At 68.7% G+C, this 23,086-nt stretch carries 18 protein-coding genes; 8 read left to right on the forward strand and 10 right to left on the reverse strand.

Annotated features, from left to right (window positions below):
- The first annotated feature begins 5 nt into the window (after window positions 1-5).
- Genes JOD67_RS19155 through JOD67_RS19165 form a run of 3 tightly spaced genes read left to right on the forward strand, consistent with a single transcriptional unit; the run spans window position 6 to window position 3,421 of the window.
- Window positions 6-1,142 carry a DUF1707 SHOCT-like domain-containing protein gene (locus JOD67_RS19155; RefSeq protein ID WP_205118974.1) on the forward strand — a complete coding sequence of 379 codons (1,137 nt, stop codon included), beginning with the start codon at window positions 6-8 and terminating at the stop codon, window positions 1,140-1,142.
- Window positions 1,139-2,272 carry a DUF1707 SHOCT-like domain-containing protein gene (locus JOD67_RS19160; protein ID WP_205118975.1) on the forward strand — a complete coding sequence of 378 codons (1,134 nt, stop codon included), beginning with the start codon at window positions 1,139-1,141 and terminating at the stop codon, window positions 2,270-2,272. The genes JOD67_RS19155 and JOD67_RS19160 overlap by 4 nt, the downstream gene beginning before the upstream one ends.
- 42 nt (window positions 2,273-2,314) lie before the next feature.
- Window positions 2,315-3,421 (forward strand): DUF1707 SHOCT-like domain-containing protein, encoded by a 1,107-nt coding sequence (locus JOD67_RS19165; protein WP_205118976.1) that lies wholly within the window; start codon window positions 2,315-2,317, stop codon window positions 3,419-3,421.
- Here JOD67_RS19165 and JOD67_RS19170 read toward each other — a convergent pair.
- Window positions 3,411-4,940 carry a pectate lyase family protein gene (locus JOD67_RS19170; protein WP_205118977.1) on the reverse strand — a complete coding sequence of 510 codons (1,530 nt, stop codon included), beginning with the start codon at window positions 4,938-4,940 and terminating at the stop codon, window positions 3,411-3,413. The genes JOD67_RS19165 and JOD67_RS19170 overlap by 11 nt on opposite strands.
- Before the next feature lie 602 nt (window positions 4,941-5,542).
- Window positions 5,543-6,025, reverse strand: coding sequence for a DUF456 domain-containing protein (locus JOD67_RS19175; protein WP_205118978.1), 483 nt, complete (start codon window positions 6,023-6,025; stop codon window positions 5,543-5,545).
- 51 nt (window positions 6,026-6,076) lie between these two features.
- Between JOD67_RS19175 and JOD67_RS19180 the strand changes: the two genes are divergently transcribed.
- Together JOD67_RS19180 and JOD67_RS40260 are read left to right on the forward strand one after the other, a co-directional pair.
- Window positions 6,077-6,874, forward strand: coding sequence for a class I SAM-dependent methyltransferase (locus JOD67_RS19180; protein WP_205118979.1), 798 nt, complete (start codon window positions 6,077-6,079; stop codon window positions 6,872-6,874).
- Window positions 6,875-6,917: 43 nt separating this feature from the next.
- Window positions 6,918-7,943, forward strand: a complete 1,026-nt coding sequence (locus JOD67_RS40260) for a GNAT family N-acetyltransferase (protein WP_239553913.1) — start codon at window positions 6,918-6,920, stop codon at window positions 7,941-7,943.
- Here the strand turns inward: JOD67_RS40260 and JOD67_RS19190 are convergent.
- From JOD67_RS19190 to JOD67_RS19210, 5 genes are read right to left on the reverse strand one after another with little or no spacing between them, the layout of a single operon-like run.
- Window positions 7,940-9,358 (reverse strand): sulfatase family protein, encoded by a 1,419-nt coding sequence (locus tag JOD67_RS19190; RefSeq protein WP_307782455.1) that lies wholly within the window; start codon window positions 9,356-9,358, stop codon window positions 7,940-7,942. The genes JOD67_RS40260 and JOD67_RS19190 overlap by 4 nt on opposite strands.
- Window positions 9,359-9,390: 32 nt before the next feature.
- On the reverse strand, window positions 9,391-10,926 hold the full coding sequence (locus tag JOD67_RS19195) for a glucoamylase family protein (protein ID WP_205118981.1): 1,536 nt from the start codon (window positions 10,924-10,926) through the stop codon (window positions 9,391-9,393).
- Complete coding sequence (locus JOD67_RS19200) at window positions 10,853-11,941, reverse strand: LacI family DNA-binding transcriptional regulator (protein WP_205118982.1); 1,089 nt, start codon at window positions 11,939-11,941, stop codon at window positions 10,853-10,855. The genes JOD67_RS19195 and JOD67_RS19200 overlap by 74 nt, the downstream gene beginning before the upstream one ends.
- 47 nt (window positions 11,942-11,988) lie before the next feature.
- Window positions 11,989-13,701, reverse strand: a complete 1,713-nt coding sequence (locus JOD67_RS19205) for an IlvD/Edd family dehydratase (protein WP_205118983.1) — start codon at window positions 13,699-13,701, stop codon at window positions 11,989-11,991.
- Window positions 13,698-14,414: a GntR family transcriptional regulator gene (locus JOD67_RS19210; RefSeq protein WP_205118984.1), complete on the reverse strand. Its 717-nt coding sequence runs from the start codon at window positions 14,412-14,414 to the stop codon at window positions 13,698-13,700. Before JOD67_RS19210 ends, JOD67_RS19205 begins: the two co-directional genes overlap by 4 nt.
- 99 nt (window positions 14,415-14,513) lie before the next feature.
- Between JOD67_RS19210 and JOD67_RS19215 the strand changes: the two genes are divergently transcribed.
- A complete protein-coding gene (locus tag JOD67_RS19215; RefSeq protein WP_205118985.1) occupies window positions 14,514-15,428 on the forward strand; it encodes a dihydrodipicolinate synthase family protein in 915 nt (304 codons plus the stop codon).
- Here JOD67_RS19215 and JOD67_RS19220 read toward each other — a convergent pair.
- Both JOD67_RS19220 and JOD67_RS19225 read right to left on the reverse strand, forming a co-directional pair.
- Complete coding sequence (locus tag JOD67_RS19220) at window positions 15,425-16,045, reverse strand: superoxide dismutase (RefSeq protein ID WP_205118986.1); 621 nt, start codon at window positions 16,043-16,045, stop codon at window positions 15,425-15,427. The genes JOD67_RS19215 and JOD67_RS19220 overlap by 4 nt on opposite strands.
- 1,421 nt (window positions 16,046-17,466) lie before the next feature.
- Window positions 17,467-17,682, reverse strand: a complete 216-nt coding sequence (locus JOD67_RS19225; protein ID WP_205118987.1) for a DUF7455 domain-containing protein — start codon at window positions 17,680-17,682, stop codon at window positions 17,467-17,469.
- 362 nt (window positions 17,683-18,044) lie between these two features.
- Here JOD67_RS19225 and JOD67_RS19230 point away from each other — a divergent pair, with 362 nt between their 5' ends.
- Entirely contained in the window at window positions 18,045-20,126 is a 2,082-nt protein-coding gene (locus JOD67_RS19230) for a DNA gyrase/topoisomerase IV subunit B (protein ID WP_205118988.1), read from the forward strand.
- A gap of 103 nt (window positions 20,127-20,229) precedes the next feature.
- Entirely contained in the window at window positions 20,230-21,000 is a 771-nt protein-coding gene (locus JOD67_RS19235; RefSeq protein ID WP_205118989.1) for a ricin-type beta-trefoil lectin domain protein, read from the forward strand.
- A 3-nt stretch (window positions 21,001-21,003) separates the two neighbouring features.
- Here JOD67_RS19235 and JOD67_RS19240 read toward each other — a convergent pair whose 3' ends face one another.
- Window positions 21,004-23,019: a glycogen debranching N-terminal domain-containing protein gene (locus JOD67_RS19240; protein ID WP_205118990.1), complete on the reverse strand. Its 2,016-nt coding sequence runs from the start codon at window positions 23,017-23,019 to the stop codon at window positions 21,004-21,006.
- Window positions 23,020-23,086: the final 67 nt, after the last annotated feature.

The following is a 23,086-nucleotide window of genomic DNA, read 5'->3' on the forward strand; positions in this document are numbered from 1 at the left end:
TCGCCTTGATCAGCGACTGGACCTCCCGTCCCCATGTCCGTGCCCGCGACGTCGACCGCGACTACGCGATGGGCGTACTCCGCGACGCCTCCGTCGCCGGGCAGCTGAGACCGGAGGAGTTCGACCATCGACTCCGCAAGGCCATGGAGGCCGACACGCTCGGCGAGCTGGCCGGCCTGGTCGTCGATCTGCAGGCGCCGCGCGTTCCGCCGCCACCGCTGCCGCCGCCGAGACCCGTGCCCGTCGCGCCGGAGTCCGTTCCGTCGCGGCAGCGTCGCAGCCTGACCCCGGTCGCCGGGATCGTGCTCGCCGGAGTGGTCGTCGGCATGGTGGCGGTGCTGTTCACCGGCGTGCTGGACCGAGCGCCGTCGATGTCCGTCGACGACAGCGCCGGCGCCGAGCCGGTCGACAACTCCTGCTTCGACAACCCTTCTCTGACCTCGCAGTGCCTGGTCGACAACGCGGCCGCGCAGGGAGGCCTGTCCACCCTCTACCAACGTGACCTCGGCCTGCCGACGAGCCTGCCGATCCCCAACCTGGCGGAGTTCGAGGGCGGCACCACACTGTCGGCCAGCATGGACAAGTCCAAGACCACGTACCGCTGGCACCTCGCGTACAGCGTCCCCAACGTCGACGCGTTCTCGGTCGCCGACCTCTATCGCTACATGGTCAAGCAGGACGACTTCGGCATCAACTATGACGAATCGTCGCCGAACGTCGGCGTCACGGAGCTGACCTGGGACGACGCGAACGAGCCGCCCGAGCAGGGGCAGCCGGCCAGCCAGTACACGCTCACGATGCGGGCGACCGACTCGCCGGACGGCGCGCGCGTCGAGCTGGACGTCGCGCGGACGACCGACGGCACCGTCGCCCGACCGGACGTCGCCGGGGCCTACGCGGACGAGGTCAAGAAGGTGAAGACCGAGACCGTGGACGGGATGAAGTACGTCGGGTCGACCGTCAGCCAGCAGACGGATCCCGCGACGTGCGTGCTGTGGCAGGAGTGGGAGGCCGATGCGGGTCAGTACCAGCGGATCCAGGCGGCCGCCCAGGACCTGGGCGCGGAGCTGACCAAGGCTGGCGAGGTGTTCCGTCTCCGGTTCAAGGCCACCAAGAACGACTGCAAGCTGCCCGGCGTATGACCAGCGACTGGGCGTCGCGTCCGCGGATCCGGGCTCGCGACGTCGACCGCGAGTACGCGATGGGCCTGCTCCGGCACGCTTCCGCGGACGGGAAGCTCAGCTACGAGGAGTTCGAGCAGCGGCTCGCGATCGCGATGCGCGCCCGGACGCTCGGTGAGCTCGCCTCGCTGGTCGACGACCTGGAGGACCCGCCGCCGGTTCCGGTGGTGCCGGTGGCTCCGTACCCGTACGTCTACGCGCCGGCTCGCGCGGACCGGACCCGCTCCCGGAGGCGGGGGATCGCGGCGCTGGTCGCCGGCGCCATGGCCTTGGTGGTCGTCGGATCGCTCGCCACCGCGTACAGCTCGATGACGGCCCCGACCGCCGCGCCGGTGCCCGAGGCCGCGGCGGTGGCCCCGCTCGACCCCTGCTTCGGCGTGCCCGCGGCCGAGGTCGACCTGGCGCGCTGCGTCGCGGCCGGCAACCCGCTGATCAACGAGGGCCTGTCGGCGCGGGCGGCCGAACGGCAGAAGGATCTCGATCTCCCCGGCAACCTGCCGGTGCCGGCGCGCGCGACGTTCGTTCAGCCCGGTTGGGTTTCCGCCACGTACAACGAGGACGGACGGCAGCAGCTCACCCGCCGCTGGCACCTGGAGTACCTCCTCGCGTCAAAGCCGGGCGAGCCGGTCATCGCGGAGCACCTCGCGGAGGTCTACCGGTCGACCGTGGCGCCGGTGACGTACGGGACGCTGAGCCAGAAGACCCCGAACGAGCTCCACTGGACCGGCGGCCCGTACCCATTGACGGTCTCGATCACGCCGGACGGCGAGCGCTGGCGGGTGCGGCTCGACGTCTCGGTCGACACCTCGACCTCGATCATGCGCCCGGACGTCTCCGGTGAGTTCCGGCAGCAGCTGAAAGTCCTGCGCACGGCGACCGTGCCCGGCATGATGTACGAGAGCTCGAAGGTCACCTGGACCGGCGCCACGAGCTGCCGGCTGGAGCAGGTCTGGTCGGCGACGCCGGACCAGTTCGACCAGATCGCCAAGCAGGCCAAGGATCTGGACGCGACGATCGAGGCCAAACCCGAGGGCGGTACGCGGCTGGTCTTCCAGGCGGTGCTCCGCGACTGTACGACGTTCCAGCTCTGAGGGGGGCCCGGGATGGTCAGCGAGTGGCACAGGTGGCCGACGATGCGCGCCGGGGACGCCGACCGCGAGTTCGCGATGGGGCTACTGCGGCGCGGTTCCGCGGACGGTCAGCTCAGCGCGGAGGAGTTCGATCGGCGGCTGCGGCTCGCGGTGAGCGCCAAGACGGTGGGCGAGCTCGCCGGACTCGTCGACGATCTGCAGGGCTTGCACCAGCCGCCGCCGTTCGTGCCACCGCAGCAGCCGTACGCGTACGCCCACGTGCCTGGCCAGAACGCGTTCCCGCCACCGCCGCGCAAGAAGAACACTGGCGTGGTCGCCGCGATCGTGGCGATCTGCGCGGTGGTCATGCTCGGCGGCGTCACTGCGGTCGCCTTCTTCGCCACGGACTCGGACTGGACCGAGGACCTTCGGACGGAGCCCGGCGAATGCGCCGGGCCTCCTGAAGAGGTGTTCCTGATGGACTGCCTTCCTGAGGACAACCCCCTGACCTGGACCGACCTGTCCACAGCGCGGGTCGAACAGCTCGAGCGGCTGGGCCTGCCCGGATCCCTCCCGATCCTTGCCGAGGCCGACTTCGACGACCAGGCTTGGCAGTCCGCCAGCGCGAGCAAGGGAGCGACGACGTTCGCCTGGCACCTGGAGTACCTCCTCGGCGAGGTCGAGGACGCCTGGGAAGAGCTCGAGCCCGAGCACGTGCTCGCGGCATACCGGGCCACCGCCGATCCGGGCCGGTTCGGCACGGCTCCGGTCGAGGTGAAGCGGCCCGATGGCGCGATCGGACTTCGCTGGACGGCGGCGAGCGATCTGACTGTCTGGGTGTCCACCGAGCCGGACGGTGACGTGCGCGTCGAGCTCGACGTCCGCACCGAGGTGCGGCCCGCCGCGGCGCGTCCCGACGTGCTCGGGCCGCACGCGGCAGAGCTGCGGCAGCAGGCGGTGGCGAAGGTGCCGGGCATGACGTACCTGCGGTCGAACGTCAGCCAGGCTGCCGACCGCCTCGACACCTGCCTGGTGGCGCAGGTTTGGTCGGCGACGCCGGCGCAGTTCGCGGCGGTGCGTGGCAAGGTCGGTCAGGGTGTCACGGCGACCCACCAGGGCGGCGAGCTCACGTTCACGTCGATGGTGCGCTGCGCGGCGTTCAACCTCTGAGCCGTGCTGCCAGCTGTGCCTCGTACAGCGATCCCGGTGTGAGACCCGGGCGGTTGGCGCCCTCGATGTGGCCGGTGGGGTGGTCGAACGGGCCGTCGCCGGTGACGATGCCGCGGCAGCCGATCGCATAGTTCTGCCCGGTAGGCGGGCGCTGCACGACCAGCGTTCTGCCGGCCAGGTCGCAGTTCCAAGCGACGGAGTGGACCGTCGCCCAGCCGTGCCCGGTGCCGTAGTCGCCCCGGTTGTACAGGCCGAGCGTGATCTGGACGGCCGGCGCGACCTCGCGGTGGTTGTCGAACAGCATCCCCTGGCTCCAGCGCCGGTGTCCCTCCGACGACGCGAGGCTGCCGGCGGACGTGCCGCGCAGGAACACGATGCCGGACGCGCCGCTCGTGCCGTTGGAGATGAACGCGTGCCGCGCCTTGGTCGCGTAGCAGTCTTGGAAGAGAATGTGCTGGGAGAAGCCCTCGGTGTTGAAGTTGTAGCGCAGGCCGCCGGTGATGATCGACGCCGGATCGAGCGCCCGGCAGTCCGACACGGTCACGCGGGTGGTCTCGTTCGTCTCGACGCCGGCCTTGGCGAAGTGCCGGAACGTGCAGCCGCGTACCCATCCGTCCTCGAGCCCGCGCAGCCTCACCGCGACCCAGGCGTGTGCCTCGTCGACGTCCGGATCGCCGGCGAACTCGATGTGGATGCGGAGGTTCTCCACGCCCGACTCGGTCACCAGGCTGGCACGATCCCAGGTGTGGATGGTGGTCTGGGCGAGTGACCGGTCGAGGTGGTTGAAGACCGGAGCGTCGACCGTGACGTGGTTGCCGTCGACGTCGGTGACGAACCGGTTGTACGTGATCGGCTGGCTGCCGACGCTCCACGGCTCGTCGATACCGGTCGCGCCGCCGTCGACGGCTTGGAGCCACTCGGCGGTGCAGGGGTGGACGAGGATGACGTTGTCGCCCTGGCGGAACTTGCTGCCGTCGGCGACGTCGAACTCGCGTTGGCCGACGTTGACGAGGTCACTTGTGACGTTGGTGCGGGTGTTGGGTTTCTCCCCGCGCCATTGGGTATTCGCGCCGCTTCCGACCACGAGCACATCGCGGTGCGTCGGAGTGTCGCCGGTCGCGCGGATCACCGTGTTGGTCGCGGGATCCTCGTCGTCGCCGACGCCGCGGATGACGACGCCGCTGTGCCTCAGCCGTACAGTGCCGGCGACGCGGTACGTGCCGGCCTCGAGCAGCAGCGCCCCGCGGTGCCCGTTCGCGTCTTTGGGCCGCACGCCGACGGCGTCAAGCGCCGCCTGGAGGTGAGCGGTGTTGTCGCCGTCGACCGGCCGGATCGTCGCCACCGTGGGGAGTTCGGGCGGCTCCTGCCCGCCGCCCCGGTAGCCGGCGTGGCTGAAGTCGGGGATCTGGTTCCCGGACGCGTCGGCCTGATAGACGAGCCGACCGCGCGAGTTGACGCGCGCGAGCCTTGACTGCCACCGGCCGATCGCGTGCGCCGAATTGGCTTCAAGAGTTGACAATGCGAACCCTCCGGCCACCACTCCACTTGCCGCCAAGAGCCGCCTTCGACTCATCGAGTGCGCCATCGACACCTCGCAGGCATTCGCCAAACACGACATGGATGGAGCCAGTGTCAGAGCGATCTATACACCTGGGCAAGCGGTTGCCAAGAGTTGCCATCGCAGCGCTCGCTTGTTCGACTGACAAGTCTCTGGGCTACGGCGCTTCTCACGTGGGAGCTCGAATGTGCGTTGGCGAGTTGTTCGCGCGTTTGGTGCTGGCGTGGGCTGTCGCGGCGGTCGATTGTGGTGGCCGGTCCGGGGCGCGTCAAGGGCGCCGCGGCGGCTTCGCAGTGGGGCGGCGTCGCTTCGCGATCTTCGACCCTTGACCCGCCCCGGACCGGCCACCAGTTTCAATGCCGCCGCCCCACCCCCGGAACAGTTCCCCGGGCCAGGCCCGCTTCAGGTGCCGGTCTGCTGCCGTGCTCGCGTCGCCAGTTGGCCCCCGGGCTTCTTGTGGTGCAGATGAAGCCGGGCCGTCCGTCTCCGCTCCTCTTTGAATGAAGGGCACCTTCATTCAATAGGTTCGAATGAAGGTGCCCTTCATTCAAACCCCTGGGCGGCTAGGTGACGATCACGGTGATCAGCCAGGTGAGGAACATCGCCACGCCGAAGGCGAGTTCCACCAGGATCGAGATTCCTGCGGCCTTCAGGGCCGCCACTGTCGAGGGCCAGGCCGCGTCGTGGGTCTTGAGGCGCACCCGCTCCGCGAGGTAGATCCCCGCGATGAAGCCCACGAACACACCCACGACCGGGATCACGAAGAAGCCCACCAGCGCGGCGAGGCCACCGATCCACAGGGTGCTGTTCGGCACCCCAGCCTTCGAGAGATCACGCCCAGGCAAGACGTACTTGACGACCTGACTCACGATCAGCAGCACGCCCGTGATCGCGAGGATCCACCAGCCGACGGCGCTCTGTTCCTCCAACGCCCAGACGAGGATCGCCAGCCAGACCAGGATGATGCCGGGCAGGATCGGAACGACGATGCCAGCGAGCCCGACCGCCATGGCGATGCCCACGAGTACGAGCCCCAGTGTGTTCACACGGAACACTGTAATGGCGAGGAACGCGCCCGGTACGGCACGATGGGCGGCATGGACTGGAGCGTGGGGGAGTACGAGCTCACCGCGGCGCAGCTGCTGCCCGCGGCGAAGATCCTCGTGGACCTGGCAGCACCCAAACCCGGCGAGGTCGTCGTGGACGTCGGCTGCGGAACGGGCAACGCAGCGCTCCTCGCCGCGGTCACCGGCGCGAAGGTGACCGGCGTCGACCCGGCGCGCCGCCTCCTCGAGGTGGCCAGAGCAAGAGCAAAGGACGAGGGCCTGGACGTCACGTTCGTCGAGGGAACGGGCGAAGCGATCCCGCTCGACGACGGGGTTGCGAACGTGGTGGTCTCCTCGTTCGGCGTGATGTTCTCACCCGACGTCCCGGCTGCCGTCGCGGAGCTCGACCGGATCACCGCGACGGGTGGGCGGATCCTCGTCACGTCGTTCCCGCCCGAAGGCCCGATGATGAAGGTGATGGGCGCCGCGATCGAGGAGCTCTCCCGCGTCCTCCCGCCGCCGCCCGCCTCCAACGATCGGGCCGAGAAGCCGTTCGGCTGGCACGACGAGGCCGACGTCCGTACGGCGTTCGAGCCCCGCGGGTTCGAGGTGACCGTGACCAGGCACCAGCTGCCGATGCGAGCGACTTCGGTCCAGGCCCACCTCGAACGCCTGGAGAAGCATCCGTCCGCGATCACCGGTCTGCAGGCGGTCCCCGACGCGAAGCGGACCGAGGTCGCCGGACGGATCCGACGCCGGATGACGGAGGTGCTCGAGACGGTGAACGAGGATCCGGCCGCCTTCCTGATCACGTCCCCGTTCACGATCGCGACCATCCGGCGACGCTGAATCCGTTTGCGGCGCCCAGCCGCGATGCGACAGGCTCGGGCGCATGAGCAGGCTCCCCGACACCGAGCGGCTGACGTTCCGGCGGTTCACCAATGCCGATCTCGACAACGTCGAGCAGCTCAACGGTGACGCCGAAGTCATGCGCTTCCTCGACGGCGGTCCGCAGCCGCGGGCCGAGATCGAGGAACGGGTGCTGCCAGAGCTGATCGCCGACCAGAACGAGAACGGCCTCGGCCGGTGGGCGGCGGAGACCGTGGACGGAACGTTCGTCGGCTGGTTCTCGACGCACGCCAGGACGCCCGACGACGGCCCGATGGAGTTCTGGGCCAGCTCGGACGACCCCACCGTCGTGTCGATCGGCTACCGCCTCAGCCGAGCCGCGTGGGGCAAGGGCTACGCGACCGAAGGCGCGAAGGCCTTGCTCCGTTGGGCATTCCTCTCCCTGCGCGCCACCGAGGTCGTCGCGTCGACGATGGCGGTCAACAAGGGATCCCGCAACGTCATGGAGAAGATCGGCCTACACCACGACCGGACGATCCACATCGACTGGCCGGACCCCCTTCCCGGCACCGAGCACGGCGAGGTCGAGTACCGCCTGCGCCGCGACGAGTGGATCACCCTCCGCCCCGCCCGACCGGACGAGGCAGGGGAGCTGACCGAGCTGGTCATGAGGTCGAAGGCCTACTGGGGCTACGACGACGCGTTCATGGCCGCCTGCCGGGAAGAGCTCACCCTGCGTCCGGAGGACATCGAGCAGCGCCGGATGTTCGTCGCCACCGCCGGCGACGAGCTCGCGGCCGTCGCCACGCTCGACGGCGCGCCGCCCGACGGCGAGCTCGGCACGCTGTTCGTCGATCCCGCGTTCATCGGTCAGGGCTTGGGCAAACGCCTGTACCGGCACGTCACCGCGCTCGCTCGCGCGATGGGCTTCGCGAGCCTGTCGATCGACGCCGACCCCAACGCCGAGCCGTTCTACAAGGCGATGGGTGCGACCAGGGTCGGCAGCGCGCCGTCGGGCTCCATCCCCGGGCGCGAAGTACCGTTGATGCGCGTCGATCTCGCGTCCTAGGCGGGTACGTCGCCCACCTCGGCCTGGACGCGGGCGAGTTCCTCGGTGAGCTCCTTCACCACAGTCGCGTACGCCGGATCGTCATACCTGCTGTGGAGTTCGCGCGGATCCCGAACGAGGTCGAACAGCTCCCACTCCGGCGTACGCGACTCCGACGACGCTCCGGCCTGGCCGAAGCCAGAGCCGTAGTAGTAGACGAGCTTGTGCTCCTTGGTCCGTACGCCATAGTGCGAGCAGACGTGGTGGGACGTGTCGAGATGCTCCCAGTAGCGGTAGTACACCGACGTCCGCCAGTCGTCCGGCCGTTCGCCGTGCAACAGCGGCAGCAGGCTGTGCCCCTGCATCCGCGCGGGAGCGGGAACGCCGGCGAGGGCGAGGAACGTCTGCGCGAAGTCCACGTTCACCACCAGGTCGTCGCACACCGACCCGGCGGCCACCACGCCCGGATACCGAACGAGGAAAGGCATCCGCAGCGACTCCTCGTACATGAACCGTTTGTCGTACCAGCCATGGTCGCCGAGGAAGAAGCCCTGATCGGACGTGTAGACGACGAGCGTGTCGTCCGCCAACCCCTCGCCGGACAGGTAGTCGAGCAGCCGCCCCACGTTGTCGTCCACCGACGCGACGCAACGCAGGTAGTCCTTCAGGTAGCGCTGGTACGCCCACCGTGCGTGCTCCTCGTCCGACAGTCCCGGCGGCGGCGACTCCTTCAGGTCGGTCGGCGTCAGGTCGCGCGACACCCGCATCCGCGCGTTCTCCGCCGCGGACGCCCGATGCGAGTAGTCGTCGAAATACGTCGCAGGCAGCGGAATGTCCTTGTCCGCATAGAGATTCGCGTGCCGGGCGTCCGGCTCCCACGGCCGGTGCGGTGCCTTGTGGTGCACCAGCAGGCAGAACGGCCGGGTGTCGTCGCGGTCGTCCAACCAGTCCAGCGCCAGGTCGGTGATCAGGTCGGTCGCGTACCCGCGCCGGACCCGAGACCCGGCGGGGGAGAGGAACGTCGGATCGTGGTACTCACCCTGGTCCGGCAGCACCTCCCACGCGTCGAAGCCCACCGGGTCGTGGACGCCGCCGTGCCCCAGATGCCACTTCCCGAACAGGCCCGTCTGGTAGCCGGCTTCCCGCAGCAGCGCGGGGAACGACACCTGCGTGGCGTCGAACGGAGCCGAGAGCGTCGTGACCGCGTTGACGTGGTTGTACGTGCCGGTGAGGATCGCCGCCCGGCTCGGTGCGCAGATCGCGTTCGTGCAGAAGGCGTTGTCGAAACGCATTCCCTCGGCACCGAGCCGGTCGATGTGCGGCGTCTCGTTGATCACACTCCCGTAGGCGCCGATCGCGTGCGCGGCGTGGTCGTCGGACATGATGAAGACGATGTTCGGTTGCCGTCTCGTGCTACGCCGATGCAGTTCGACCACGTCGCGTGCTCACCTCACGAGTAGGAGTTCTGTCAACGCCACTTGGCGTTGAAGCGCTCCAACGACATTACCGGGCGGAGGTGGCGTTCGACCTCGCCCTTGCTGAAGTACTTCCGGACTCGGTCGTTCAGCAGCTCGTTGCCGATCGGTCCCAGCACCATCGCCTGGTCCAGCGCGAGATACCGCTTCGCCGGCGTGTTGCTGCGTACGGCGATCGAGTCGTAGAACCCGCCCGGCCCGTACGCGTCGAGGTTCCGCTCCAGCATCCGCAGGTTGTCGACGGCCTGGCGCGGCGCGTACGGCAGCGAGAGGAACGACGCGTGCGGCGTCACCACGCCGTCGCCGAACGTCGGGAACGGCTTCGCCTCCCGGCAGCCCTCGAACCCGCGATCGACGTCGGTCTTCTCCCGGTCGGACGGGTAACCGCCCGGATCCATGCCCATCTCCTCGACGCCGTACACGCTGTAGCCGCCGAACGGGTCACTCGCGGGGGAGAAGCCCCAGTAGCCGTACTTCGCCTCGGCCAGCCCGTGCTCGATCTGTCCCTGCACGTAGATCGGGTGGTTGAGGCCCCAGCTCTTCGGCCCCCACTTCTCCTCTGGCACGAACATCGCCGGCATCAGCGCCTCGAACATGTCGCCGCCCCAGGTCGGGACGAACTGCAGCCCGCGGTAGCGGTAGGCGCCCTCGTACACGGACACGCCGAGGTACGTCGCGTTGCCGCCGACCGGCTTCTGCTCGACCCAGCCCCAGTCGCAGTTCGAGGGGAACGTGCGGTTCGGCCCGAAGTACGCGACGGGCGGCATCTGGCCCTGCGAGATCCCGATGTACGTCGCGATCCGCGGCTCGGTGTTGAACGTGTCGTAGTTGAAGCAGGTCCGGTAGATGTCGGCGCCTTCGTACGTACCCTTCTCCACGCACTGGTTCGGCGGCTCCGCGGCGTACGCGCCGCCACGCAGGAGTCCGCCGCCGACGTTGTGGTGGCCGGTCGGGTTCGCGTTGTAGTAGAGCCCGAAGTCCATTTTCTCCAACAGGGCTTGGGCTTTGCGTCCCACCTTGCCGGGCACGGCGTTCCGGACGACCATGAACGACGCCGCGAGCCAGCCGTTGTCGACGCTGGACAGGAACGGGTAGACGGGATCGCCGGTCTCCGGCCATTCGTGCAGCAGAGCGCCGGTGTGCGGGTCGTACCAGTTGTAGAACATGCCCGACGCCGTGTGGTGCTCCAGGGTCGCGAGCGTGTCGAGCGTCTGGTCGATGCGGCGTTCGGTCTCCTTCTTGCCGATGATGCCGAGGTCGCGCGCGACGACCGCGCTCCACAGGTAGCCGCCGACGTTGGTCGGCGAGGTGTACTCGCTGCGGCTCGCGGCGGACAGGTCGCCGCCGATGTTGTCGGCCGGCAGTCCGGTCGCCGGATCGACCATCGCGACGAACGACTTCCAGGTGTCCTTGGCCCAGCGGTGCAACGTGCGGTCGGTATCGCCGCCCTTCGAGTCAGCGACCGCCGGCGCGCCGACGAGCAGGAGGGGTAGTACGAGCAGAGCCGCCGCGTAGCGTGTCCAACGCATGGTTCGTCTCCTCGTGGTGGGGTCCGCAGCTCGACCGAACGGTGAGTGCGGTGGGCAGTACGTCGAGGCGCGGCGCCGAACCGCCCTCGATCTGGGCGTCGAGCGCGCGAGCGGCGTACGCTCCGAGCTCGCGCATGGGCTGCCGCATCGTGGTGAGCGCGGGACGGACGTGGCGTGCGGCCATGATGTCGTCCCAGCCGGTGACGGCGAGCTCGTCGGGTACGGCGATGCCCCTGCGTTCGGCGACCAGCAGCGCGCCGAGCGCGACCTCGTCGTTCGCGCAGACGAGGACGTCGGGGCTTGTCCCCGTGCCGAGGGCTTTCTCGGCCGCAGCCTCGCCCTCGGTCTCGTCGAACCCGCAGCGGATCGGGTTCTTGGGTGCCTCGATTCCGTTGCTGGTAAGGGTTTCGCACATGCCGTTCCAACGTTCGGCGACGTCGTACGAGGCGTCCGGGTCGCCGAGGAACGCGAATCGCCTGTGTCCGTGGGCGATCAGGTGGTGGGTGAGCTCGTGCGCGGCCTGCTGGTTCTCGGCGGCGACGGTCGCGAGGTCCTCGATCCGCGGCCGCGCGAGCAGGACGATCGGAAGGCCGGTGGCGGCGAGCCCGCGTACGGCGTCGTCGTCGATCGTCTGGCCCATGACGACCAGCCCGTCCACGCGGCTGGCGAGGTCGCTGACCTGGTGCTCGACGTTGTCGCGACCGCGGGTGGCGAGGATGAGCACGGACCGGCCGAGCTCGGCGGCCGCCTCCTCGTACCCGAGCACGACCTCGGCATAGTACGGACCGGACAGGTCGGGGAACACGATCCCGTTCGCGGCGTTCCGTCCCTCGGCGAGGCTGCGGGCCGTTCTGCTGGGGCGGAAGTTCAGCTCGCGGGCGGCCTGCTGGACCCGTTCCTTGGTGGCGGGCGTCACCAGGTCGGAGCCCCGCAGCGCGCGCGAGACCGTGGCGATCGACACCCCCGCCCGTTCGGCGACGGCGTAGATCGTGGCGGTGCCTGTAAGCGCTTTCATCGTCGACCGAGAGTATGCGCCAGAGGCGGGGCGGCGAAACCCCGCTGTCAGAACTTGGCCTGGTCCTCGATCTCGACCGGCGTCCGGCCGCGCAGGAAGTCGAAGTCGCAGCCGTCGGGCGCCTGGCCGACGGTGTCGAGGAACAGCCGGCCGTAGCCGCGGGCGTACGGGCGCCGCGGTGGTTGCCAGGCGGCGCGTCGGGCTTCGAGCTCCGCGTCGTCGACGTGCAGGTCGAGGCGGCGGTTCTCCAGGTCGAGCTCGATCTCGTCGCCGGTCTGGACGAACGCGAGCGGGCCGCCGACGGCGGACTCCGGCGCGACGTGCAGCACGATCGTTCCGTACGCGGTCCCGCTCATCCGCGCGTCGGAGATGCGCACCATGTCGCGTACGCCCTGGGCCAGCAGCTTCTTTGGTATGGGGAAGTTACCGACTTCCGGCATGCCGGGACCGCCGATCGGACCCACCGATCGGAGCACGAGGATGTCGGAAGGCTCGACGTCGAGGTCATCGCTGTCGATCTTCGCGCGCAGATCGTCGAGGTCCTCGAAGACCACGGCCCGTGCGCGATGCTGGAGCAGCTCGGGGGAGGCGGCAGCGTGCTTGATCACGGCACCGTCCGGCGCCAGCGAGCCACGCACGATCGCCGTACCGCCGTGCGGCCTGACCGGCTCGTTCCTCCGGCGGATCACGTCGCCATCCGGCGGCGGGGCCTCGGCCGCGTTCTCCGCGACGGTCCTGCCGGTCACCGTCAGCGCGGTGCCGTCCAGCAACGGCAACAGCTCGCGCATCAGCGCGGGAACGCCGCCGGCGTGGAAGAAGGCCTCCATCTGGTGCGCGCCGATCGGCCGCAGGTTGGCGAGCAACGGGGTCCGCTCGCTGATCTCGTCGAACAGGTCCAGCGGCAGCTCGACATCGCAGCGTCCGGCGATCGCGGGGAGGTGCACGACCGCGTTCGTACTCCCGCCGAGCGCGGAGAACACCGTCAAAGCATTCTCGAAAGCTTTCCGGTCGAGGATCTTCGACGGCCGCAGGTCCTCGGCGACCATGGCCACGATCCGCCGCCCCGAGGCCTGCGCCAACCGGAGGCGTCGCGAGTCGACGGCAGGGATCGCGCCGTTGCCCGGCAACGCCATGCCGAGGGCCTCGGTCAGCGAGTTCATCGTCGACGCCGTACCCATCACCATGCAGTGCCCGGCGGAGCGGACGATGCCGTCCTCGATCGCCTTGTACGTCGCGTCGTCCAACGTGCCCGCGCGGTTCTCCGCGGTGAGGCGGCGGCAGTCCGTACACGCGCCGAGGCGCTCGCCGTTGTAGTGCCCGTCGAGCATCGGCCCACCGCTGACCATGATCGCGGGGACGTCGGCGCTGGCGAGCCCCATCAACGCGGCGGGCGTCGACTTGTCGCAGCCGGACAGCAGCACCACGCCGTCGAGCGGCTGCGCGCGGATCATCTCCTCGGTGTCCATGGCCGCGAGGTTGCGATGCAGCATCGACGTCGGCGAGAGGTAGATCTCGCCGAGCGAGATCGTCGGGAACTCCAGTGGCGTACCGCCGGCCTGCAGCACGCCGCGCTTGACGGCCTCGGCGAGCTCACGGAAGTGCCGATGGCAGTTGTTGAGCTCGGAGAACGTGTTGCAGATGCCGATGATCGGCCGCTCGAGCTCGTCGTCTCCCAGCCCCATCGACTTCGTGAAGGCCCGGTGGATGAACCCGGACACGCCGGGCTCGGCGAAGAAGTTCGTACCGCGGCGGGCCGTCACTCGCCCGTGGCCTCGACGAGTCGCAGGTACGCGCCCTCGAGATGCGTCTCGATCGCCGCTTGCGCCGCCACGGCATCGCCGGCCGCGAGCAGGTCGCGGAGCTCGGTGTGCTCGCGGAACGCGATCTCGTTGAAGTCGTGTCGTGCGACGTTCCGCGTGTAGAGAAACGCGTAGACCTGGCTGCGGATCTGCTCCCACGAGCGCAGCAGCCGGCGGTGGTCGGCGGCCTGGTAGACGACGTCGTGGAACGCGACGTCCAGCGCCGCCGCGTCGCGGGCGGTGTAGTCGTCGCGGAGCTGGCTCATCTGCTCGAGCACCGAGTCCAGGACGGCGAAGTGCTCCGGCCTCGCGCGTTCGGCGGCACGTTTGACGGCCAGCTGCTCGAGGGCGAGGCGGAGTGTGTAGACCTCTTCGATGTCGGCGCGCGACAGCTCCGCGACCTGGGCGCCGCGGTGCCTTCGGAGGACGACGAGGCCTTCGCGTTCGAGCTGGGCGAGCGCCTCACGTACGGGACCGCGACTCACCTGGAGGGCGTCGGCGAGCTCGGCTTCGCGCAGGTGCTGGCCGGGAGCGAACTGGCCTTGGGCGATGGTCTCGCGGAGCCGGTCGGCCACGGTCTCGGCGAGGGCCGGAGTCGAGGCGGGCACCAACGGCGTCTCCGAAAACGGCGCGCTCAATCCGTTGCCCTCCTCCATGTCGCTCCGTCGCCCCATGCGACCCTTGTGATTGTCAACAATCAACTATTGACATGCAAGGGCGCCGAGTTGATGCTACCCGCAGAGGGTCTGGGTCCGGCTGGCAGAAGGAGTGACGTGGGGGCAACTGCCGTGCAGCCCGGAGTATGGGGCGTGCTGGCCACTCCGTTCTCGCGTGACGGCTCCGCGCTGGACGAGGAGTCGCTGGACCGCGAGGTGCGATGGTACGTCGAACGCGGCGTCACCGGTCTCACCGCGCTCGGGGTGTTCGGCGAGGCCGCCTCGCTGACCGCAGCCGAGCGGCGGCGGGTCGTCGAGATCGTCGCCGCGGCCCGTGGGTCGCTCCCGGTCGTGATCGGTGTGACGTCGCTCGACACTGCGGGTGCGATCGCCGAGATCCGGAACTTCGCCGACGTCGCGGGCGATGGGTTGGCCGCCGCGATGGTGCAGATCAACTCGTCGAACCCGGGCGAGCTCGTTCCGCATCTCGAGGGCATCAACCGCTCGACCGGTGTGTCGATCGTGCTACAGGACTACCCGGCGATCTCCGGGGTGCGGATCACGCCGGCCGACCTGGTGATGGCGGTCGAGTGGCTGTCCTCGGTGGTCGCGGTGAAGTCCGAGTCCTCGCCTTCGCCGGCCGCGATGGCCGTGCTGGCTTCCGGGTTGCAGGTGCCGGTCTTCGGCGGGCTCGGTGGAACGTGCCTGCTGGACGAGCTGTCCTTGGGCGCTGCTGGTGCGATGACGGGCTTCTCGGTGCCGGAGGGGTTGGTCGAGGTCGTCGCCGCCTTCCGTTCGGGCGGCTACGAGGCGGCACGGGCAGCTTGGTTGCCCTACCTGCCGCTGGTGAACTTCGAGTTCCAGCAGGGGATCGCGCTGGCGATCCGCAAGGAGAGCCTTCGGTTGCGCGGCGTCCTCGCCGGCGCCACCGTACGGGCGCCGGCGAAGCCACTGCCTGATGCGTTGCGCGGCCTCCTCGCCACCCATCTGGCGCAGACGCCACATGGCGACGAGATTCTGGTCTCCGCCTAGAGGATCTTGACGGCCTGGGCAGCGTCGAACCGGCGGGTGACGTCGGCCCAGTTGGCGACGTTCCACCACGCCTTGACGTAGTCGGCCTTGACGTTGCGGTACTGCAGGTAGAAGGCGTGCTCCCACATGTCGAGCATGAGCAGCGGGTAGCTGCCGGCCGCGAGGTTGCCCTGGTGGTCGTAGAGCTGCTCGATGATCAGCTTCTGCCCGAGGGCGTCCCAGGCGAGGATGGCCCAGCCGGAGCCCTGGATCCCGAGCGCGGCGGCGGTGAAGTGGGCCTTGAAGCCGTCGAAGCTGCCGAAGTGCTCGTCGATCGCGGCCGCGAGCTCGTCGTTGCTGCCAGGCTTGTCGCCGCCGTCGGGGGAGAGGTTGGGCCAGAAGACGGAGTGGTTGACATGGCCGGCGAGGTTGAACGCGAGATTCTTCTGCATGAGATTGACGCCACCGAGCTGCTCCTTGTCCCGCGCCTCAGCGAGCTGCTCGAGAGCGTCGTTCGCGCCCTTGACGTACGTGGCGTGATGCTTGGAGTGGTGGAGCTCCATGATCTCGCCCGAGATATGCGGCTGCAGAGCGGCATAGTCGTAGGGCAGGTCCGGCAGGGCGTATGGGTTCGACACCTTCGTCTCCTGTGATGCGAGATTGTGTTTATTGCAACCTACTCGCAACAAGAGGAAGCGGCCACGCCCACACCCGGCTTCATCTGCACGACAAGAGACCGGGGGAAGCCCCACAAGCGACGCGAGCCCGGCAGCAGACCTGGGGGCAAGCAGGCCTGTCCCGGGACACCTGTTCCGGGGGCGGGGCTGCGCGTGAAAGCAGGTGGCCGGGCCGGGGCGAGTCAAGGGTCGAAGATCGCGAAGCGACGCCTCTCACCGCGCGCGAAGCGCCCCTGGGAGGCGCCCTTGACGCGCCCCGGACCGGCCACCACCATCGACCGCCGCCACAGTCCCCGAGAGCTCCAAACTCCCGGAGAGCGCCAATCGCAACAGTGAAGAGCTGACCAAAGAAGAGCTCTCGCCACACCGGCGCGCACGTCCGCGCGATGAAGTGCGCGGAGATCGACTCGGCTGGGGTCCGCGCAGCACCTCCGGGTGATGAGGCGTCCGGTCATCGGCTCGGACGGTCCCGAGCAGCAACTCCGCGCGACGAGAGGAGCGGCCACCCGCTCGGCTGTCGTCCGCGCAGCACGCCCGCGCGATGAGGTGTGCAGTCATCGACTCGGCTGTCGTCCGCGCAGCTGCACTGTGTGCGGGGTGCTGTCCGTGTGCGGGGTCGAGTTCGCCTACTGATGGGTCGCCTCGGGAGTTTATGGGCCGCCCTCAATGTCAAGGGCGCTTCGCGTCTCGACCAAACTCGCGGCAGTGCATGGCTGGCGCGGTCGGTGGGCGAGTTTGTGCGAGATCAGGTCGCGGAGCGACCTGACCCTTGACATTGAGCCTCTCGGCGGCCCGACGCAGGTCGTTAAGGGCAGGCTCCGCCTGCCCACCCGTGCCCCGTGGCGACCCGGCTCCTGGAGCGGCGCTGAGAGCCCATGCCCAGCACAGCTCCGGCCCACCCACCTGCTCGGGCCACAGCCCGGCCACGACCAGTGGCGGGCGCCTCGATGAGTGGGGAACCTCCAGGGCGCAGACCACGCGCAGCGTCCCACCGTCCCCTCGACCACTCCACCAGCTGCGCGCCGTCGATCAGGTCGCCGATCGACGACAGCGAGATCAGCGCGGAAACTATGAGCGCTATAGCACCCCAAACCTTCCGCGCTAATCCTGCTCAACCCTCAACCCTCACCCCTCAGCCTCGACCGCTCGCCACGGCCAGCTCGCCTCGCGGCGGCGAGCTCGTCCAGCCTCACCGTCGATTAGCGCGAAGACTATGCGCGCTATAGCGACCAAAAGTCTTCGCGCTAACCCCTCCACCCGCTAACCGACCTATGTAGATCAACGTAGGGGAGGGCAGCAAAACGCCGGTCGCTCCGTCGTTGGAGGGACCGGCGTTCGGTGGTGCTGGTCAGACTGGTCAGAGGGTCAGCAGATGTCGGGGGTTAGTTGTCTTCGGCAGCCTTGATCCGGCCCAGGCGATCGGTCTCGTCCTGGATCTCGATGGCTACCTCGCGGAGCTTGGACTCGTGCTCGCGCCCATGATGCGCGCAGAACAGCAGCTCACCGCCGGTGGGGAGGCTTACCCGAATGTAGGCCTGGGCCCCACAGCGGTCGCACCTGTCCGCGGCCGAGAGCGGTGTAGCAACTGCGGTGTTCACGTCGTCTTCTCTCCGATCGTCAGTGTCACGACCACAACAACATCAAACCAGGTACGACCTAATCCCGCCCACGGCGTCTGTGGACAACTTTCTTGCTGTGCGCTTGCTCTGTACTTGCTCTCATGACGTATGTGCCCTCCTCACGGTTTCCACATGCGCCTTGCTGCGCTGAGGTTTGACCGACTCGTAACCAGAGAGAGACATTTCGCCAACGGCGTAACGTGTGGGACATCACACCCCCAGACACCTCGAACACACAGTCGGCGTGGGACCGCGAGCCGCCGACACGCGCTAGGTAGCCTGAGAGGTACGCAGAACGCGACTCACCTTGCGTCACGGCGCGACCACGGAAAGGAACCGCGTTGGCAACCCGGTCCGCAGACCTCGACCACTCTGGCTACACCGCTCGGCACCTCACGGTGCTCGAGGGGCTCGAGGCTGTCCGGAAGCGACCCGGCATGTACATCGGCTCCACCGACACCCGCGGCCTGATGCAGTGCCTGTGGGAGCCGATCGACAACGCGGTCGACGAGGCTCTCGCGGGCGCCTGCAAGCGCATCGACGTGATCTTGCACGACGACGGGTCCGCCGAGGTACGTGACGACGGCCGCGGCATCCCGGTCGACATCGAGCCGCGCACCAAACTGTCCGGAGTCGAGGTCGTGTTCACCAGGCTGCACGCCGGCGGGAAGTTCGGCGGCATCTCCTACACCGCGTCCGGTGGCCTGCACGGCGTCGGTGCGAGCGTGATCAACGCGCTGTCCACCAGGCTCGACGTCGAGGTCGACCGGTCCCCGGCGACGTGGGCGATGAGCTTCCGCCGCGGCGTGCCCGGCGTCTTCGACGAAGCCGGTCCGAGCGCGAGCTTCAGCAAGAAGTCCGGCTTGGAGAAGATCGGCCGCGCCAAGAAGGGTGCCACCGGTACGCGCGTCCGGTTCTGGCCCGACCGGCAGATCTTCACCAAGGACGCGACGTTCGTCTACGACGAGCTCGTCACCCGCGCTCGGCAGACCTCGTTCCTCGTTCCAGGCTTGGAGGTCGTGGTCCGAGACCTCCGCGGCGAAGAGCCCAAGGAGGAGACGTTCAAGCACGACGGCGGCATCGCGGAGTACATCGAGTTCCTCGCCCCCGACGAGGCCGTGACGAACGTGATCCGCATGCAGGGCTCGGCCAAGTTCACCGAGACGGTGCCGGTGCTCGACGACAAGGGGCACATGTCGACGCAGGACGTCGAACGCGACCTCGAGGTCGACATCGCGGCGCGGTGGGGGACCGGGTACGAGACCGAGGTCCGCTCGTTCGTCAACGTGATCTCCACGTCGAAGGGCGGTACGCACGTCCAGGGTTTCGAACGAGCGCTGACCCGCACGTTCAACGAGACGATGAAGAGCCTGCGCGTGCTCCGCGCCAACGAGGACGACGTCACCAAGGACGACATCCAGGAAGGCCTCACCGCGGTCGTGACCGTACGACTCGCGGAGCCGCAGTTCGAGGGCCAGACCAAGGAGATCCTCGGCACCCCCGCCGCCACCAGGATCGTCGGCAACATCGTCCGCAAGGAGCTCGGCACCTACCTGGCCTCGAACAAGCGTGGCGAGAAGCCGTTCGCCCGCGCGGTGATGGACAAGATCGTCTCAGCCGCCCGCGCGCGCATCGCCGCACGGCAGCACCGGGACGCGCAGCGGCGCAAGAGCGCGCTCGAGTCCTCAGCCCTGCCGGCGAAACTAGCCGACTGCCGATCGACCGACGTCGACCGCACCGAGCTGTTCATCGTGGAGGGTGACTCCGCACTCGGCACCGCGAAGCTCGCCCGCAACTCGGAGTTCCAAGCCCTGTTGCCGATTCGCGGCAAGATCCTGAACGTGCAGAAGGCCTCGGTCTCCGACATGCTCAAGAACGCCGAGTGCGCGTCGATCATCCAGGTCGTCGGAGCGGGCTCGGGACGTACGTTCGACCTCGACGCCGCGCGCTACGGCAAGATCATCTTCATGGCCGACGCCGACTCCGACGGCGCTCACATCCGTTGCCTGCTTGCGACTTTGTTCTGGCGGTACATGCGCCCGCTGGTTGAGGCCGGCCGCGTCTTCTCCGCCGTGCCGCCGCTGCACCGGATCGAGCTGTCCAACCCGAAGAAGGGTCAGGACAAGTACGTCTACACCTACACCGACGCTGAGCTGCAGCGCACGCTCGTCCAGTACGAGAAGCGCAACATCAAGACCAAGGACAATCCGCAACGGTACAAGGGTCTTGGCGAGATGGACGCCGATCAGTTGGCCGAGACCACGGTCGACCCGCGGCACCGTACGCTCCGGCGACTCACCGCCTCCGGTGCCGAGGAGGCCGAACGCGTCTTCGAGCTGCTGATGGGCAACGACGTCGCGCCGCGCAAGGAATTCATTGTCGCGGGCGCGTACGAACTCGACGATTCTCGCATCGACGCATAACCGTTCTTTACCCAGAAATCCCGACATAGGTGTTTTAACTATCTCCACGTGGTTACTTTCAGAACACGGGAAGGCACTCAACGTGACCGGGAGGTAGGTAGAGATGCCTCGTACGTGGTGGAAGCGAACTGGCGCCGCAATGGTGGCGCTCGCGATGGCCGGAGCCCTGACGACCGGCGTCGCGCAGGCAGAGACGAAGTCCGCGCTACCCAAGGACGAACCTGGGCTGCTGGCCCTTCGCTCCGATGACAACCTGTGCTTGACGTTTGTCGTCGCGGACAAGATTCCAACTGCGGTGATGGCTCCTTGCGTGCCGTCGCCGATCTCGATGCTGCAGGAGTGGACGCTCACCGCCGACGGTCAGCTGCAGGTCAGCCTGACCGACGGCCTGCTCGATCCGCTGCCGACCGGCGCTTGCCTCGACACCGCGGCGGACCTGGTGCCGGTGGAGCTGCCGGCCGAGACGCCGGTGCTGGTTCTCCCATGTCGTAAGGGAACTGGGCAGCAGTGGACGTACGACGACGCGACCGGTTCGCTCGTCAACAAGGCGAACGACAAGGCCCTGAGCCCGATCCTGGGCGCGGACGTCGTTGGTGCGCCGGTGGTCACGCGATTGCTGAACAAGACCGACGACACGCAGGGTTGGGACCAGGTCGAGGCGCCGGGGCTCTCGCTGGGCGGCGCGATCACGTTCCTGATGAACCTCATCTACGGGCTGGTCGACATCGACCTCGATGTCAGTCTGTGTGAGGACCTCCTGGCGCAGGTCTCGGCCAAGGTGACGATCCCGCCTGAGCTGTGGGAGTTGCCGGCCGCGATGGTCGACCAGGTTCCGGGTGCCCCCACCCGCGAGGAGGTCACGGCAGGGCGGTGACCGTCAGCTCACCTCGATGCGAACGTCGGCGTCCGTGGAGACGTCGACGTTCGCATGTGCGTCGACGGTCACGTCGAGCCGATGCCCTGCGACCTGCAGGCCGACGACGCGCAACGGCCACCAGGACGAGAACGCCGGGCTCGGGCTGATCCGCAGCACCCCGTTCGGTACGTCCGGGTCGAGACCGAGAGCGGCGGCGACGATCGCGATCGTGCCAGCGGCGGACCAGGCCTGCGGACGACACGAGGGCGGATAGACGAGCAGCGGTTCGCCGTCGAACGCGCTCGTTCCGCCATACAGCTCGGGGATCCGGTCGTCGAACGCCCTTGCCACGGAGACGATTCCGTTCGCCAAGCCAGCCGCTGTCAAGGCGTGCTTGTCACGGACGAGACCGGTCACGGCGATCGCCGTGTCGTGCGGCCAGATCGAGCCGGTGTGGTAGCCGAGCGGGTTGAATCCCGTTGCCGTACTGGACATCGTACGAAGCCCGCGGCCGGTGTCCATGTCCCGGCCGCGCAACCGTTCGGCCACGTGCGCGATCTCGGCGTCGTCGAGCAGGCCGGTGCCGAGCAGGTGGCCGAGGTTGGAGGTCACGGTCGGAACGGGACGCTTGTCGCCGTCGAGTGCGATCGCGGGGAACGGGCCGTGCTCGTCGCTCACCCAGAACGCCGACCGGAACCTGTCCTGCATCCCCGCTGCCCACTCGCGCAGGCTGCCAACCCCAGGTTGCCCCAGCACCTCGAGCAGCGCCGCACCCTTGATCACTGCTTCGTACGCGTACGCCTGTGCCTCACACAAAGCGATCGGCGCCTTGGCCAGCTCGCCGGTCGGCCCTTGGACGCCGTCGTGCGAGTCTTTCCAACCCTGGTTGGACAACCCCTTGCCCGTGCTGTCGATGTACTCGAGGAACCCGTCGCCGTCGGTGTCCGCCGGACCGGTGATCCAGTCCAGCGCACCCCGCAGCGCGGGCACGGACTCGTCGGCAGGCATGCCCCAACGCCACGCGTCGTACAGCAGCGACACCCAGAGCGGGGTGGCGTCGATCGTGCCGTAGTAGACCGGCGGCAGGACGTTCCCCTCGCCGAGGCGAACGGGAGTGCCGCGGACCTCGTGCAGGATCTTGCCCGGCTGCTCGCCGGTCGTCTCGTCGTCGCGGGTGCCCTGCCGGCGGGCGAGGGTGGCCAACGTTCCGCGTGCCAGCTCGGTGCCGAGAGGAAGGAGCATCCGCGCGGCCCAGATGGAGTCGCGGCCGAACAGCGTGAAGAACCATGGGCTGCCGGCGGCGAGAAACGGGTCGCCGGCGTCCGCGAGCACGAGGCCCTCGAGGTCGGCGAGGCTGCGGTCGACGAGCCGGCCGAGGTCGCGGTCGGCAGCCGTGACAGTCGCTCGACTCCACGGTGCTTCGGCAGGCTCGAAGCCGGCCGAGACCCCAGCGGTCCCGGCGACGTCGAGCTCGATGCTGACCGCACCGCCGGCGGGCACCTCGAGCTGCCAGACCAGTCGCGCCTCGTTGCCCTGCAGCGTGACCTCGGCAGCGGCCGGGAACGACAGTGAGACCCGGCTCTCGCCGTTGGTCCACTCGACGACGGTCCCCGCGAGCGAAGGGGAGACCATCGGTACGTCGACGCCCTGCCGGATGTCGGACATGCTCGCCAGGTCGCTCGCGGCCCGTACGCCGAGCACGACGGTCGTCGGCTCGGTGGCGATGCTGCGCACGGTCAGGCGTTCGGTCAGTCCGTCGCCGTGGACGACCCGGCTCCGCTCGACGGCGAGTGCGTGGTCCGGACCCGCCTCGGGGAGCAGCCCGACGAACGTCGCCGAGGCCGCTGCGGGCGCGGACCCGCCGATGTGGACCGGCTCCGCCTCGTCGACAAGGACGACCAGCTTGGACAGCATGCGGATGTCGTGGAGGAGCAGCCCTTGGATCCCGCCCGTCCTTATCTGGCCATCGGCCTCTGAGAGGGCGACGGCGGGCGCGGAGAGGCAGCTGACGAGGTCGTGAAGGAAAGAAGTGCTCATCTCGAAGGACGACTCTACTGATCTTGACTCCCCGCCGGACGTTCACCGCGCTCTCCGTCTGGCGGGG

This window comes from Tenggerimyces flavus (genome assembly GCF_016907715.1).
In the GTDB taxonomy this organism is placed as follows: domain Bacteria; phylum Actinomycetota; class Actinomycetes; order Propionibacteriales; family Actinopolymorphaceae; genus Tenggerimyces; species Tenggerimyces flavus.